We start from the raw sequence: 14,782 nt of genomic DNA on the forward strand, positions 1-14,782 counted from the left end.
GCGATCCTCCCCTTCTTTTCTCAAAATACTAACGGGAAAGGAGACGGACCGCTCGGGCGCGGACCGAAGTTATGAGCCTCAGTGGGCTCCGAACAATGACGCGGTTTGCACAGCCCGATGCGCAATGGCCTCGGCGGAAGCTTGCAGCTCATCCAGCGGAAAGGTGCCGACAGTGACACCGGCATAGCCAACCTCGAAGCCAAGGATATCGCCGGTAATGTCAGCAGCCTCCTCTATGGCTTCGCGAATGCTGGCGAGTCCCGCACCGCTCAGCATTGCTTGTCCTTGGTGCGTCAGTCGGTATTCGTACAAGCCTGGCTGCATCCGCATGATGTCCAAACGCGGAATGAATCCTTGTCCTCGTTTAGGTTCAGGGGCCAGCTCAGATGCCGAACTTGGTGGTCGGTCATCTGACCCCGCCGAGTCCGTACCCGTATCTGGTTTGGGGCGCGAACTCGTAGAGGACTCAGTCCGGGTGTTCGGCCGGGACGAGTAGACGGAGTGGCCTGCCACCTGGACCTCCCGCGCCTCTTCCATGTCGATGAACGTGCCTTTCATCCACACCATCCGTGGTGCGAAGAAGAACTGGCCGAAGACGTTTCGAAAGGCCATCTCCAAAGAACTGGGCACGTCGCTTCCCGTGTAGCGGAAGAGTCGGTAGTTCGTCAGCTCCTCCTGTGCCGCCGTCAACAGATCGGAAGGCGGCAACTTATCGACCAGCGCAACGCCGTCTTCGTGGTCCTTCGCATGCACGAACTGGTTCCAAAGATCGGAAGCTGCGAGCGGCCATACATCGTCACACTCGGCAAGTTCGGCGCCGAGCGCAACACCATCGACATCCTTGACATCCATTGCGAACACCAGGCCGTGCCTGAAGGCTTCCTGATCGATATCCGATACAGGCTGGCGCGCATTGAGCTCACGGAGATAGGCGGCCAGCACAGCCGGTAGCGCAGGACGAGCGCCAGGCAAACGCTTGGACTGTTCGAGGCACTCAGTCACGTGCTTCCAACTGGAGTAACCGTGGGCGTGCGCAACACTTTCGAGTGCGACCCCGAGGGAGGTGCCGGACGCTTTGCGCTGCTGCTTAGCCAGGCGCTTCAGTTTTTCGGCTGCGGTAGCCGTAGTGGGGATGAAATTCACAAGACGCTCCAGACGTTGAAGCGGAATAGCCCGGTGCCCACTGCCGAGTTCCGCCGTTACGTTGGAAGCTCATGCGAATAGAAAGCGACTGTCGTCCCGGCGAACCGAGTGGGCCATGGTGGGCAGCTGGCGCAGACAAGCGCACCGGACTATTCTAAGAGTCGCTCGGCAACACACACCAGCCAGCCGCCGATAGTCCTCCCACGGACAACACGGCGTGCATCTCAAGCATGGCCACGTCCTCCCCACCCGCGTGGATTCCATCTATGGGTGGTGTCCGTAGCAGTTCGACCAGCACACCAATACCGGGGCCCCGGCGTGACGATGCCCGCTCGGCCATGAAGCAGCCCAAGCCCATAGAACCCTATAGAACCCTATAGAACTGCCCATAGCTGCTCAGACTTCACCCGCCAGCGTGTAGCTGGCCCAGCGCCGTTCACCCTGCTGCTTCAGCACGCCCTTGGCCTTCAGCCGCCGCAGCAAGGTGGCCGCCTGGTCACTGGACAAGCGGCACAGCTCCATCACATCGCCCCGGACAATCCGGCCATGCTGGCGGATGTAGCTCAACACCATCTGTTCATGCTGGATCGCCGAGAAACCGGCCTGACGCGTGTAGGCGGCTTGGCCGCCCGCCAACCGGTACACCTGAGCCGACAGCATGTAGCTGCGCCCCCGGGTGGCGCCGTGAGGCTCTACCAGGCCGGCCTCGGTCAGGGCCTCCAGCGTCTGCCGTGCCTGAGCCACGTCGCGCTGGATGTAGGCGGCCAGCTCTTCGGCCGTCAGCCGCCTCTGGGTACGCAGCGCGCTGAGGGCAATCAGGCTGTCGATCGGCAGCTCACTGCTGCCGCCCCGCTCGGCGTCCACCACCAGGCGCCGGAATTCCAGATCCGCCGGGTCTGTCGGCAAACGCAGCACGACATCCTCACGCGAGGTACGGCTGTAGTCCGGCGCCGGTCGGCCGAACTTCAGCAGACCCCGAAAAATCTTGTTCACACCTCGCCCCGAGCGCTCGACCACGCCGATGCGCTTCATCGCGTCCGCCAGTTGCGGATTGCGCGGATGGGACTCGATGGTCAGCAGATTGCTCAGCGTCACGCCATCGACCAGGCCGCCGGGATTGCTGACGACCAGGGCGCCGTCTTCCAGCCGCACATGCACGGCCCCCAGGCGGTGATAGTCACGATGGATCAGCGCATTCGCCACCGCCTCGCGAAACGCCCCCAGGTCCACCAAGGGCACGGGCACCCGGAACAGCCCCACTTGCAGCTCATCCTCAGGGTTGTAAGGCCGGAAATTGGTCTCCAGCCAGTCCAGGGCCTTGAGCAGCGGGAAACGCCGGAACTCGTTGAAGCGCACCGACTCGCGCGCCAGCACCTGAAAGGCGAACTCGTGGGTGGGCACCAGCTCGCGTAGCGCCGGCTCGCGGCCGATCAACAGCAGGCCCGTCAGCGTGGGTGCGCGGTGACCGCCGGATAGACGCCCGGTCAGCCCCAGCGCGCTGTCCAGCGCCTCATCGTCCAGCCCCAAGAGCACTCGGTCGCCGCCATACTGCTGCACGCTCTGGCGCAGGCGCTCCCGCTCTAGCGGGTCCAGGTCTGCCAAGGTGGCGCCGGCCACGATCTGGGCAGAGGCGTCCAACTGGCCGAAGCTGCTCGCGCGGCTGGCGCGGTCATGCGGCAGCATGGCCACGCACTCGGGCTCACCATCGGCCTTCAGGCGACGACGCAGGTAGACGCCGCCGGTGGTCGCCACCTCGCCCTGGGCCTTGGGCACGGCGATATGGGCCACCACGACATTGCCAAATTGCACGGGCGTGACAGTCACCGCCAGCGATGGCGAAGTGCGCGCGGCCACCAGGCCGGCCATACCCATCAGCTGTCGGTGCTCGACATGCAGCCCCGTCGGCGCGCCGTCGTCCTCCACGCCCAGCCACAGCTCGCCGCCCTCGGCGTTGGCGAGACAGACGATGGCTTCGATCAGGTCGCGGTCTGGCAGGCGCGTGCGGTCGCTCTTGAACTCGACGGTCAGGGACTCACGGGCAGGCAGCTGCGGTGGGGGCATGACTTGCTTTCAGGCTGGATGCGCTCGTTGTTGCAGAGTCAGCGGCATGTGATGCGCTGTGAAGCATCAGGCCTGGCGGCTGAACCGACCCATGATGACCTTGCCGGATGTGATCAGGGACTCGATGTAGTCCGCCCAAAACTGCAGCATCTCGCGCCGCTGCGGCGCGTACTCGGCCCGGTTGTAGACGCCGCGCACGCCACCAATGATGTGATTGAGGGCCTTCTCTACCACGTCCGATGGCCAGCCATTCTCATGTAGCAGAGTCGAGGCCGTGCGGCGCAGATCGTGGACGGTGAAGGCTGGGATGGCCTGCCCCTGCAGGGCAACTTTCAGCGCGGTGTTGATCGAGTTGTGGGCAAAGGTCTTGGTCAAGCTGCCCCGACCCGGCAACACCAGTTCGCTGGTATCCGCCAACACCTTCAGTTCCCGGAACAGCTCGACCGCCTGGCGCGACAGGTACACGATGTGAGGCTTGCCGGTCTTGGAGTGCTCGGCGGGGATGTGCCATTCGGCCTGCTCAAAGTCGACATCTGACCAGCGCGCCAGCAGCAGCTCGGACTTACGCACCATGGTCAGCAGGATCAGGTGCAGTGCCAACTTGAACTGCCGGCGGATGTTGGACTCGATGGCGGCACGCAGAAAGTCCCTGATTTCTTCGGGCGACAGGGCCCGATCGCGGGACTTGGACCTGTGGACATGACGCATGGGCAGCGCCAACACCGGATTGATCGGGGCGAGCCCACACGTCAGCGCATAGTCAAACATCCGCTTCAGCACACTGCGCAGCTGGCCAGCTGCGGCATCGAAGCCCTCATCCTTCTTGCGCCAGATGATGGTCCGCACATCCTCCGTGGTGACCTCCCGCACGGGCTTGGCGCCGATCACGGGCAAGATGGACTTCTCGAAATAGCGGCGCGGACTCGACACGTCCTGCCGGTCCTTGGCCACCACCTCCCGGAAGAAGCGCTCGCCGAACTCGGCCACCGTGATGGTGTCGGGCGCCGGAACCTTGGCCAGCTGCTTTTGCTCCGCAGGGGAGTGCCCTAGCGCCACGGTGCGGGCGGCCTCATCCCGCTTCAGACGGGCATTGCGCAGCGAGAGGGCAGGGTACTTGCCGAGAGTTAGCTTCTCCTGCTTGCCATCGAGGCGATAGCGGTAGCGCCAGATCACGCTGCCCGTCGTCAGCACCTCGACATACAGGCCTCGATCATCAGCGAGTGTGTAGGGCTTGTCTCTGGGCTTGAGCGCCTTCAGGGCAACTTCTGTAAGGGCCACGACTGCCTCCGTGAGTCCATGGAAACAGCCAAATTGTCGAACACTTCGAATATGGACTCAAATTTGGACTCAAAGACCCTTGGATGTTCTGGCACTTCCACAAGCAATCATGGACTCAAATTCTCTTTAAGTCGTTGAATTTACAGGGTATTTGCGATCTGCATGGGACGTTACGGAACGTCCTGGAACATGCTTTTTATTTCCCGATACAAAACCGGCTGAATATCTCGCCGAGCAAATCGTCGGCCGAGAACGCGCCGGTGATCTCGCCGAGGGCGTCGTGCGAGAGCCGCAGCTCTTCGGCCAGCAGATCCAGGGCCGGCGGCTGCTGGGTGGCCACGGCCTTGGCCAGCTCCAGATGCTCGCGGGTGCGCTTGAGCGCCTGGACGTGGCGCTCACGGGCGATGAACAGGCCCTCGGGCGTGGCGTGCCAGCCGACCTGCTGCAGCAGGCGCTGGCGCAGCTCGCTCAGGCCGGCGCCGGTCTTGGCGGACAGCGCGACAGCGCCTGGGGCCAGGTCTTGCCCATGGGTGGTGTCGACCTTGTTGAAAACCTGCAGGATGCGGCCGGCATCGACGCCCTGCAGGCGCTCGTTGATCAGGCGGTCCTCGGCCTCGTAGTCCGCCTGGCCAATACGGCTCAGATCGTGCAGGAACAGCACGACATCGGCATCGGCGATCGCATCCCAGCTGCGCGCGACGCCGATGCGCTCGACCTCGTCCTCGGTCTCGCGCAGGCCGGCGGTGTCGCTGATGTGCAGCGGCACACCCTCGATCTGTATGGTCTGGCTGACCTTGTCGCGCGTGGTGCCGGGTATCGGCGTGACGATGGCCAGCTCGGCACCGGCCAGCGCGTTCAGCAGCGAGCTCTTGCCGACATTGGGCTGGCCGGCCAGCACCACCTTGATACCCTCGCGCAGCAGCGCGCCCTGCTGCGTGCGGTCCAGCACGGCCGCGAGCCGGGCATGCAAGCGGTCCAGCTGACCCAGCGCATCGGCCTGCTGCAGAAAGTCGATCTCTTCCTCCGGGAAGTCCAGCGTGGCCTCGACCAGCATGCGCAGCTTGATCAGCGCATCGCGCAGCTCGCCGACCTCGCCGGACAGCGCGCCAGCGAGCGCACGGCTGGCGCTGCGCGCGGCCGCCTCGGTACTGGCGTCGATCAGATCGCTGACGGCCTCCGCCTGGGCCAGGTCGAGCTTGCCGTTCAGAAAGGCGCGCTGGGTGAACTCGCCGGGCTCGGCCAGGCGCATGCGCATGCCGGTGCCGGCCTCCATGCAGCGCGCCAGCAGCAGCTGAAGCACCACCGGCCCGCCATGGGCCTGCAGCTCCAGCACATGCTCGCCGGTATAGGAGTGCGGGGCCGGGAACAGCAGGGCCAGGCCCTGGTCTATGGCCTCGCCATCGGCCGCGCGGAAGGGCAGGTAGCTGGCCTCGCGCGGCTTCAAGGTCTTGCCGCACAGGGCCTGCACGATGGGGGTCAGGTCTTGCGCCGACGAGACGCGCACGATGCCCACCGCGCCTCGTCCGGGAGCAGTGGCGATGGCGACGATGGGATCTTGGTGGCGGGACAGCATGGGCGAATTTTCACCGATGGCGGCCACCTCTCACGAAAAACGCCGACCTTGGGGTCGGCGTCCGGGATATGTCGCGGTGTATGGCGCGGGGGAGGCTGTCAGCGGGCGCTCGCGTGAGCCCCGCTGATGGGCCTTGTCGCCTGGCACTGTCGTCTTTGACAGGCCGGTGACTCTCTGCCCCGCATGTGATCGATTAAAGGCCTGGCGGCGCGAATAAAAAAGCCCCCAAGTGCGGGGGCACCCGGGGGCTTCGTGAAATGCTGGCGCCAGCGGCTATTTGTTGACGCCGAGCTGCCGGTTGATCATCCACTGCTGGGCGATCGACAGGATGTTGTTGGTCAGCCAGTACAGCACCAGACCGGCGGGGAAGAAGAAGAACATGAAGCTGAAGGCCAGCGGCATGATCCACATCATCTTGGCCTGCATCGGGTCCGGCGGCGTCGGGTTCAGCCAGACCTGGAACAGGCTGGACAGCGTCATCAGGATGGGCAGCACGAAGAACGGATCCTTGGCCGACAGGTCGGTGATCCACAGAATCCAAGGTGCATGGCGCATCTCGACGCTGGACAGCAGCACCCAGTACAGCGCGATGAAGAAGGGCATCTGCAGGAAGATCGGCAGGCAGGAGCCGATCGGATTGATCTTCTCCTCGCGGTAGATCTTCATCATCTCCTGCTGCATCTGCTGCGGCTTGTCCTTCAGGCGCTCGCGCATCTCGGTGATGCGCGGGTTGACCGCCTTCATCTTGGCCATGCTGCGGTAGGCGCTGGCATTGAGCCAGTAGAACGCGATCTTCAGCAGCACCACCAGCGCGATGATGGACCAGCCCCAGTTGCCCAGCAGCTTGTGCAGCTGGTCGAGCAGCCAGAACAGCGGCTTGGACAGGATGGTGAACCAGCCATAGTCCTTCACCAGCTCCAGGCCCGGGGCCAGCACGGCCAGCTTGTTCTCTTCCTGCGGGCCGACGAAGAGCTGGTGGTCGGCGCTGACGCTGGCGCCGGGCGCCAGCTGGGCCAGCGGGAACAGCATGCCCACCGAGTACAGATTGTTGTCGACCTTCTTCGCGTAGAACTCACGCGGGCTGTCGCCCTTGTGCAGCCAGGCGCTGGCGAAGTAGTGCTGGACCATCGCAACCCAGCCATCGCTGGCATTCTTCTCGACGCTGGCCTTGCCCTTTTCGATGTCCTTGAAGTCGAGCTTCAGGAACTTCGACTTGTCGGTATACATCGCCGGGCCGGTGAAGGTGAAATAGAAGCTCGACTCATTGGGCAGCGGATTGCCGTCGCGCACCAGCTGGGTATAGAGCTGGGGCGTCAGCGGCGCGGCCGAGGTGTTGAGCACCTCATGCTTGACGTCCACCGCATAGTCGCCGCGCTTGAAGGTGTAGGTCTTGACCAGCTTGACGCCGCCCTGCTCGGGCGACTCGAAGCGCACGACCAGGCTTTGCTCACCGTCCTTCAGGCTGCGCTCCCCGGGCACCAGGCTCATCGGGGTCAGGTGGCTGGGCGCGCCGGCCACACCGACCAGGCCGGTCTGGGCCAGGTAGACGCGCTGGGCGCTGCGGTCCAGCACGACGATATGGCCGCTGGCGTCGGTCTCGTCCTTGTGCTTGAGCAGTTCCACCCGCACCAGGCTGCCGCCCAGGCTGTCCAGCGTGGCCTTGACCACATCGGTGCTGATGACGACGGTTTCACCGGTGCTGCTCGGTGCCGCAGCGGTCGGCGCGGCGCCCGGTGTCGCGGCCGCGCCCGGCAGAGTAGCGGCGGTGGGCAGCGCGGCGGCGCCGGGTGCCGAGCCAGCAACGGCCGCCGGCTTCGGTGCGGCGGGGCTGAACATCGAGGGGTGACCGTTGTGCTTTTGCCAGCCGTCCCACAACAGGACAAGCGACATGGTGAAGACCACCCACAGCACGGTGCGGCGTATATCAGTCATTGGGACGCTTCAGGATTGGAGGAGGAGGAACGGACGCCAGACCCGCAACCCAGACGGGTGAACAGGCCGGGCGGATTGTCGGGCACAGCATCATGCCCGCCCAAGCAGAAAGGATTGCAGCGCAGGATGCGAGCCGCCGCCAGATACGTGCCGGCAGCCGCGCCATGCTTGGCCAGCGCCTGCATCGCATAGGCCGAGCAGCTTGGCTGGTAGCGGCAGCCGGCCTGCAGCCAGTGGCTGAACAAGAGCTGATAGCCACGCACCAGCCCCATCATGAAGCGCTGCGGCAGCGAGGCGGGCGGGCGGTCCATATCGCTCAGGCCTGCGGCCGGGCACGGGCCGGCCGCTGTTGCTCGCGCTGCGGCGCGCGTGCGCGCTCGAACAGCTGGGCCAACTCGACGCGCGCAGCCGTGCGCAGCGCCTCGGACGAGGCGCTGGGGAACTGCTTGATATCGAAGGGCGCACGCAAGCGCACCACCCACAGGCCTGGCAGCAACGGCTCTTCGGCCGCGGCCTGGGCCACGAAGGCGGCGCGGATCTGGCGCTTCAGCAGGGTACGGGTCACGGCGCGGCGGGCATGGCGTTTGGGCACCACGCTACCCAGCCAGCAGCCTTGCGGCAGCGCCTGAGCACGGCCCTCATCCACAAGCATGTGGATGTCCGGTGCATCGCCTGTTGATAACTCGACCGCATCTGTGGACAACTTCTTGCCCGGCAGGATGGGGCTGGCCGCAACATGGTGCACAGCGAAATGGCTGCTGCGAGCACGGCTGGGCGAACCCAGCACGCGCTCAAAGTCGGCCGATCGCAGGATGCGGCCGATCACGCTGTCGTGTCCCGACTTAGACAGCCAAACGCTTGCGGCCCTTGGCGCGGCGCGCAGCGATGACGGCGCGGCCGCCGCGGGTCTTCATGCGGACGAGGAAGCCATGGGTACGGGCGCGACGGGTCTTGGAAGCTTGGTAGGTGCGTTTCATGATGAAACCTCTTGAGGTCTAAAGACGCTACAACGCAGCGAGGAATCCTCGCCCGCGAGAGCGGTTGTGGGCAAATCGTTACGAGATGCGCTGGGCATCCCGGCCGCCGAAGCCGCGCCGGTCTGCCGTACCCTTGACGGGTCGGCAGGCCGATACGGCCCAGACGGCCACCGATGTGCGCCGCGCCGGCCCTGCCTTGGGGCCGACATGGGACAAGACCCATCAATCCACATGCTAGTGCAAAGAACAAGTCCGCCCGTGCGCAACCATCCGGCGTCCGGAAAACCCGCGATTACACCAAACTTTGGCGCCCCGGTCAATCAAGAGGGATCGCCATCCCGGGTTATCGGGGGCTTGACCGCGCCCAAAAATCTGTGGATAACCTGCGATTCGGCCGCGTCAAACCCGTACAATCCGGCCGCTCAAGAACAAGTTTTCCACAATGAGCGCAGACATGTCTGGGGCAGAACTTTGGCAGCGCGGCTGTGAGCGCCTGGCTGCCGAACTGCCCGAACAACAATTCAATACCTGGATACGCCCGTTGCCCCCGGCCGATGTGGCCGACGGCAGCGGCGCCGACGCGGTGGTCGTCTCGTTGCGCGTGCCCAACCGCTTCAAGCTCGACTGGATCCGCAACCAGTATGCGGGCCGCATCGAAGCCATCCTGACCGAGCTGGCCGGCAAACCGGCCCGCCTGGAGCTGGCCCTGGCCGCGCGCGAGCCGGTCGGCCGCGTGGCCCAGCCCCTGCCCGCCAACCAGCCGATCGCCGTCGGCCAGGTGCTGCACAACGGCCTGCGCCCGGTCAGCCCGCCACAGCCCGAACCCGTGCCGGCGGCCCCGGCCGCGCCGCGCGACCCGCAACAGCCCGTCATCCACAGCAATCCGGCCCTGGGTCCGCCGCCCAGCGCCAGCCGCCACCGCCTCAATACCGCGCTGACCTTCGACACCCTGGTGCCCGGCCGTGCCAACCAGATGGCGCGCACCGCGGCCCTGCATGTGGCCGGTGCGCCGGGCGCGATGTACAACCCGCTGTTCATCTACGGCGGCGTCGGCCTGGGCAAGACCCATCTGATACACGCGGTCGGCAATGCCTTGCTGCGCGACAAGCCCGATGCGCGGGTGCTCTATCTGCATGCCGAGCAGTTCATCTCGGACGTGGTGAAGAACTACCAGCGCAAGACCTTCGACGAGCTGAAGGCCAAGTACCACTCGCTGGATCTGCTGCTGATCGATGATGTGCAGTTCTTCGCCGGCAAGGACCGCACGCAGGAGGAGTTCTTCAACGCCTTCGAGGCCCTCTTGGCCAAGCGCGCCCACATCATCATGACCTCGGACACCTATCCCAAGGGCCTGGTGGACATCGATGAGCGCCTGACCAGCCGCTTCGACGCCGGCCTGACGGTGGCCATCGAGCCGCCCGAGCTGGAGATGCGGGTGGCCATCCTGATCAAGAAGGCCGAGGCCGAGCAGACACCGATGCCCGAGGATGTGGCCTTCTTCATCGCGAAGAACGTCAGAGCGAACGTGCGCGAGCTCGAAGGCGCGCTGCGCAAGGTGCTGGCCTACAGCCGCTTCTCGCACAAGGACATCAATATCCAGCTGGCCCGCGAGGCGCTGAAGGACCTGCTGTCGATCCAGAACCGGCAGATCTCGGTCGAGAACATCCAGAAGACGGTGGCCGACTTCTACAAGATCAAGGTCGCCGATATGTACAGCAAGAAGCGCCCGGCCAGCATCGCCCGCCCGCGCCAGATCGCGATGTACCTGGCCAAGGAGCTGACACAGAAGAGCCTGCCCGAGATCGGCGAGCTGTTCGGCGGCCGCGACCACACGACGGTGCTGCACGCGGTGCGCAAGATCGGCGGCGAGCGGCAGAAGAACACCGAGCTGAACCAGCAGCTCCACGTGCTGGAGCAAACCTTGAAGGGCTAGCGCTTTCCTCAGCGGAATTTGCCCTATAAGTAGGTGAAAATACGCGCTGTTGCCCGACGGGCCCGGCGCCAAAGCCAAAACAGAGCGGAGAGAGGTTTCCATGATTGTGTTGAAAGCCACCCAGGACAAGGTCTTGAGCGCGCTGCAGGCCGTGGCCGGCATCGTCGAGCGGCGCCATACCCTGCCCATCCTGGCCAATGTGCTGATACGCAAGCAAGGCCCGCAGCTCGAGCTGACCACCTCCGACCTGGAAATCCAGGTCCGCACCACGGCCGAGCTGGACGGCGACGCCGGCAACTTCAGCACCACGGTGGGCGCGCGCAAGCTGATCGACATCCTGCGCTCGATGCCCGCCGACCAGACCGTCAGCCTGACCGCCAATGCCAGCAAGCTGACGCTGCAGGGCGGCAAGAGCCGCTTCACCTTGCAGACCCTGCCGGCCGATGACTTCCCGCTGGTGCAGGAGGCCGCCGACTTCGGCCCGGCCTTCGCTGTGCCGCAGAAAACGCTGAAGAGCCTGATCAACCAGGTGCACTTCGCGATGGCGGTGCACGACATCCGCTACTACCTGAACGGCATCCTCTTCGTTGCCGAAGGCAAGACCCTGACCCTGGTCGCCACCGACGGCCACCGCCTGGCGCTGGCCCAGGCCACCTTGGAGGCCGACATGCCTAAGCAGGAAGTCATCCTGCCGCGCAAGACGGTGCTGGAGCTGATGCGCCTGCTGAAGGACGGCGGCAAGGATGGCTCCGACGACCAGCCGATCGAGATGCGCTTCGCCGGCAACCAGGCCAAGTTCACCTTCAGCGGCATGGAGTTCGTCACCAAGCTGGTCGAGGGCAAGTTCCCCGACTACAACCGCGTGATCCCGAAGAACCACAAGTTCAATGTGACGCTGGGCCGCCAGCCGCTGCTGGCCAGCCTGCAGCGCGCCGCGATCCTGACCAGCGAGAAGTTCAAGGCCGTGCGCCTGAGTTTCGAGCCGGGCCTCTTGAGCATCGCCTCCAGCAATGCCGAGCAGGAAGAGGCCAAGGAAGAGATCGAGATCGACTACGGCGGCGACCTGATCGAGACCGGCTTCAACGTGACCTATCTGATGGACGCGCTGCAGAACATGAGCCAGGACATGGTGTCCATCGATCTGAACGACAGCGCCGCCAGCGCGCTGATCACGATCCCCGAGCAGACCGGCTTCAAGTACGTCGTGATGCCGATGCGGATCTGAGGCGAGAACTGACTTGACGACAGCGGGCCTCGGCCCGCTTCAGTGCTTTTAAAGGGGCGGCGAAGTGGCTGCCCGACAGTGAGAGAGAGTCCCCGATGAGTGATGTGCCGAGCAACGAACAGAACCCCGATGGCCTGACCGATAAGCAGAAGGACGCGGTCTCCGCAGAAGCGTCTTCGGGCGCGGTCTACGGCGCGGATTCGATCCAGATCCTCGAGGGCCTGGAAGCCGTGCGCAAGCGCCCCGGCATGTATATCGGCGACACCTCGGACGGCACCGGCCTGCACCACCTGGTGTTCGAGGTGGTGGACAACTCCATCGATGAGTCGCTGGCCGGCCATTGCGACGACATCATCGTCACCATCCACACCGACAACAGCATCTCCGTCATCGACAACGGCCGCGGCATCCCCACCGGCGTCAAGATGGACGACAAGCACGAGCCCAAGCGCAGCGCCGCCGAGATCGCGCTGACCGAGCTGCACGCCGGCGGCAAGTTCAACCAGAACTCCTACAAGGTCTCCGGCGGTCTGCACGGCGTGGGCGTGTCCTGCGTCAACGGCCTGTCCAAGACCCTGCGCCTGACCGTGCGCCGCGACGGCAAGATCCACCAGCTCGAGTTCAAGCAAGGCATCCCGCAGGACCGCCTGATCGAGATCGTCGACGGCGTCGAGACCAGCCCGATGCGCATCGTCGGCGAGACCGACAAGCGCGGCACCGAGGTCCATTTCCTGCCCGACACCGAGATCTTCCAGACCAATAACGATTTCCACTACGACATCCTCGCCAAGCGCCTGCGCGAGCTCTCGTTCCTGAACAACGGCGTCAAGATCCGCCTGGTCGACGAGCGCAACAACAAGGAAGACAACTTCGCCTACGCCGGCGGCGTGCAGGGCTTTGTCGAGTTCATCAACAAGGGCAAGAACACCCTGCACCCGAAGATCTTCCACGCCCAGGGCGACAAGATCAGCGAGCAGGGCACCAATGTCGGCGTCGAAGTGGCGATGCAGTGGAACGACGGCTTCAACGAGAACGTCCTCTGCTTCACCAACAACATCCCGCAGCGCGACGGCGGCACCCATCTGACCGGCCTGCGCGCCGCGATGACACGCGTGCTGAACAAATACATCGTCGACAACGAGCTGGCCAAGAAGGCCAAGGTCGAGGTGGCCGGCGACGATATGCGCGAAGGCCTGGCCTGCGTGGTGTCGGTGAAGGTGCCCGAGCCCAAATTCAGCTCGCAGACCAAGGACAAGCTGGTCAGCTCGGAAGTGCGCGCGCCGGTCGAGGACATCGTCAGCCGCCTGCTGACCGACTGGCTGCTCGAGAACCCGATCGACGCCAAGATCATCTGCGGCAAAATCCTCGACGCCGCCCGCGCCCGCGAGGCCGCGCGCAAGGCCCGCGAGATGACGCGCCGCAAGGGCGTGCTCGACGGCCTGGGCCTGCCCGGCAAGCTGGCCGATTGCCAGGAGAAGGATCCTTCGCTGTGCGAGATCTACATCGTCGAGGGTGACTCCGCCGGCGGCTCCGCCAAGCAGGGCCGCGACCGGAAGTTCCAGGCCATCCTGCCGCTGCGCGGCAAGATCCTGAACGTCGAGAAGGCGCGCTATGAGAAGCTGCTGACCAGCAACGAGATCATCACGCTGATCACCGCTTTAGGCACCGGCATCGGCCGCGGCGCCGGCAGCGACGACTTCAACCCCGACAAGCTGCGCTACCACCGCATCATCATCATGACCGACGCGGACGTGGACGGCGCCCACATCCGCACCTTGCTGCTGACCTTCTTCTACCGCCAGATGCCCGAGCTCTGCGAGCGCGGCCACATCTACATCGCCCAGCCGCCGCTCTACAAGGTCAAGGTCGGCAAGCACGAGCAATACCTGAAGGACGGCACCGAGCTCGACGCCTTCCTGCTGAAGGTGGCGCTGCAGGACGCCCATCTGCACACCGGCATCGGCGGCGCGGTGCTCTCCGGCGAAGCGCTGGAGCAGCTGGCGCGCAAGTACGTCCTGTCCGAAAGCGTGATCACCCGCCTGGCCAACTGGATGGACTTCGAGGCGCTGCGCGTGCTGTCCAGCGGCCTGGCCATCAACCTCGACACCAAGGAAGCCGCCGAGGAAGCCGCTGCCGCCATGCAGGCCGCGCTGCACCAGGCAGAAGTCAGCAGCGAGTACGACGCCCGTACCGACAAGCTGCTGCTGCGCATCAGCCGCCGCCAGCACGGCAATGTGCGCTCCAGCGTCATCAATGCCGACTTCATGCACGGCGCCGACTACGAAGTGCTGGCCGACGCCGGCCGCACCTTCAAGGGCCTGATCGGCGAGGAAGCCATCGTCCGCAAGGGCGAAGGCGAGAAGGCCAAGGAAAGCAAGGTCAGCGACTTCCGCGGTGCGATGGCCTGGCTGATGCAGCAAGCCGAAAACAGCGTCGGCCGCCAGCGCTACAAGGGCCTGGGCGAGATGAACCCCGAGCAGCTCTGGGAAACCACGATGGACCCCAACGTCCGCCGCCTGCTGCGCGTGCAGATCGACGACGCCATCGAGGCAGACCGGGTGTTCACGATGCTGATGGGCGACGAAGTCGAGCCGCGCCGCGATTTCATTGAGACGAATGCGCTGAGGGCGGCGAATATCGACGTGTGAGTTCGATACGAC

Annotated in this window: 10 protein-coding genes and 1 pseudogene; 3 read left to right on the plus strand and 8 right to left on the minus strand. The window is 64.8% G+C overall.

What is annotated here, in order from left to right:
* Nucleotides 1-78: 78 nt before the first annotated feature.
* From O5M90_RS15965 to rpmH, 8 genes are all read right to left on the minus strand, one after another.
* Nucleotides 79-1,143: a hypothetical protein gene (locus O5M90_RS15965; RefSeq protein ID WP_269839519.1), complete on the minus strand. Its 1,065-nt coding sequence runs from the start codon at nt 1,141-1,143 to the stop codon at nt 79-81.
* Nucleotides 1,144-1,539: 396 nt separating this feature from the next.
* Nucleotides 1,540-3,204 (minus strand): ATP-binding protein, encoded by a 1,665-nt coding sequence (locus O5M90_RS15970; RefSeq protein WP_269839520.1) that lies wholly within the window; start codon nt 3,202-3,204, stop codon nt 1,540-1,542.
* 66 nt (nt 3,205-3,270) lie between these two features.
* Nucleotides 3,271-4,482 carry a tyrosine-type recombinase/integrase gene (locus O5M90_RS15975; protein WP_269839521.1) on the minus strand — a complete coding sequence of 404 codons (1,212 nt, stop codon included), beginning with the start codon at nt 4,480-4,482 and terminating at the stop codon, nt 3,271-3,273.
* 196 nt (nt 4,483-4,678) lie between these two features.
* Nucleotides 4,679-6,055: a tRNA uridine-5-carboxymethylaminomethyl(34) synthesis GTPase MnmE gene (mnmE, locus tag O5M90_RS15980; RefSeq protein ID WP_269839522.1), complete on the minus strand. Its 1,377-nt coding sequence runs from the start codon at nt 6,053-6,055 to the stop codon at nt 4,679-4,681.
* 273 nt (nt 6,056-6,328) lie between these two features.
* Nucleotides 6,329-7,987 (minus strand): membrane protein insertase YidC, encoded by a 1,659-nt coding sequence (gene yidC, locus O5M90_RS15985; RefSeq protein ID WP_137944917.1) that lies wholly within the window; start codon nt 7,985-7,987, stop codon nt 6,329-6,331.
* Nucleotides 7,984-8,298 (minus strand): membrane protein insertion efficiency factor YidD, encoded by a 315-nt coding sequence (gene yidD / locus O5M90_RS15990; RefSeq protein ID WP_137944916.1) that lies wholly within the window; start codon nt 8,296-8,298, stop codon nt 7,984-7,986. The genes yidC and yidD overlap by 4 nt, the downstream gene beginning before the upstream one ends.
* Nucleotides 8,299-8,303: 5 nt before the next feature.
* On the minus strand, nt 8,304-8,813 hold the full coding sequence (locus tag O5M90_RS15995; RefSeq protein WP_269839523.1) for a ribonuclease P protein component: 510 nt from the start codon (nt 8,811-8,813) through the stop codon (nt 8,304-8,306).
* Between the two features lie 16 nt (nt 8,814-8,829).
* Nucleotides 8,830-8,964 carry a 50S ribosomal protein L34 gene (gene rpmH, locus O5M90_RS16000; protein WP_054021782.1) on the minus strand — a complete coding sequence of 45 codons (135 nt, stop codon included), beginning with the start codon at nt 8,962-8,964 and terminating at the stop codon, nt 8,830-8,832.
* A 454-nt stretch (nt 8,965-9,418) separates the two neighbouring features.
* On the opposite strand from rpmH, the gene dnaA reads away from it, so the two are divergent.
* The 3 genes and pseudogenes from dnaA to gyrB form a co-directional block, all read left to right on the plus strand.
* The gene (gene dnaA, locus O5M90_RS16005; protein WP_269839524.1) at nt 9,419-10,897 is read left to right on the plus strand and encodes a chromosomal replication initiator protein DnaA; all 1,479 of its coding nucleotides are present in this window, start codon (nt 9,419-9,421) and stop codon (nt 10,895-10,897) included.
* A 100-nt stretch (nt 10,898-10,997) separates the two neighbouring features.
* Complete coding sequence (gene dnaN / locus O5M90_RS16010) at nt 10,998-12,122, plus strand: DNA polymerase III subunit beta (protein ID WP_137944914.1); 1,125 nt, start codon at nt 10,998-11,000, stop codon at nt 12,120-12,122.
* A 188-nt stretch (nt 12,123-12,310) separates the two neighbouring features.
* Nucleotides 12,311-14,770, plus strand: a pseudogene (gene gyrB, locus O5M90_RS16015) (DNA topoisomerase (ATP-hydrolyzing) subunit B); the annotation flags it as partial.
* Between the last annotated feature and the right edge of the window lie 12 nt (nt 14,771-14,782).

It is taken from the genome of Paucibacter sp. M5-1, assembly GCF_027498415.2.
Taxonomy (GTDB): Bacteria; Pseudomonadota; Gammaproteobacteria; order Burkholderiales; family Burkholderiaceae_C; genus Roseateles_E.

Excerpts from the sequence above, each read along its gene's own strand:
- dnaA (WP_269839524.1), top strand. The coding sequence starts at position 9,419 with ATGTCTGGGGCAGAACTTTGGCAGCGCGGCTGTGAGCGCCTGGCTGCC.
- rpmH (WP_054021782.1), bottom strand. The coding sequence starts at position 8,964 with ATGAAACGCACCTACCAAGCTTCCAAGACCCGTCGCGCCCGTACCCAT.
- yidD (WP_137944916.1), bottom strand. The coding sequence starts at position 8,298 with ATGGACCGCCCGCCCGCCTCGCTGCCGCAGCGCTTCATGATGGGGCTG.
- dnaN (WP_137944914.1), top strand. The coding sequence starts at position 10,998 with ATGATTGTGTTGAAAGCCACCCAGGACAAGGTCTTGAGCGCGCTGCAG.
- mnmE (WP_269839522.1), bottom strand. The coding sequence starts at position 6,055 with ATGCTGTCCCGCCACCAAGATCCCATCGTCGCCATCGCCACTGCTCCC.
- O5M90_RS15970 (WP_269839520.1), bottom strand. The coding sequence starts at position 3,204 with ATGCCCCCACCGCAGCTGCCTGCCCGTGAGTCCCTGACCGTCGAGTTC.
- yidC (WP_137944917.1), bottom strand. The coding sequence starts at position 7,987 with ATGACTGATATACGCCGCACCGTGCTGTGGGTGGTCTTCACCATGTCG.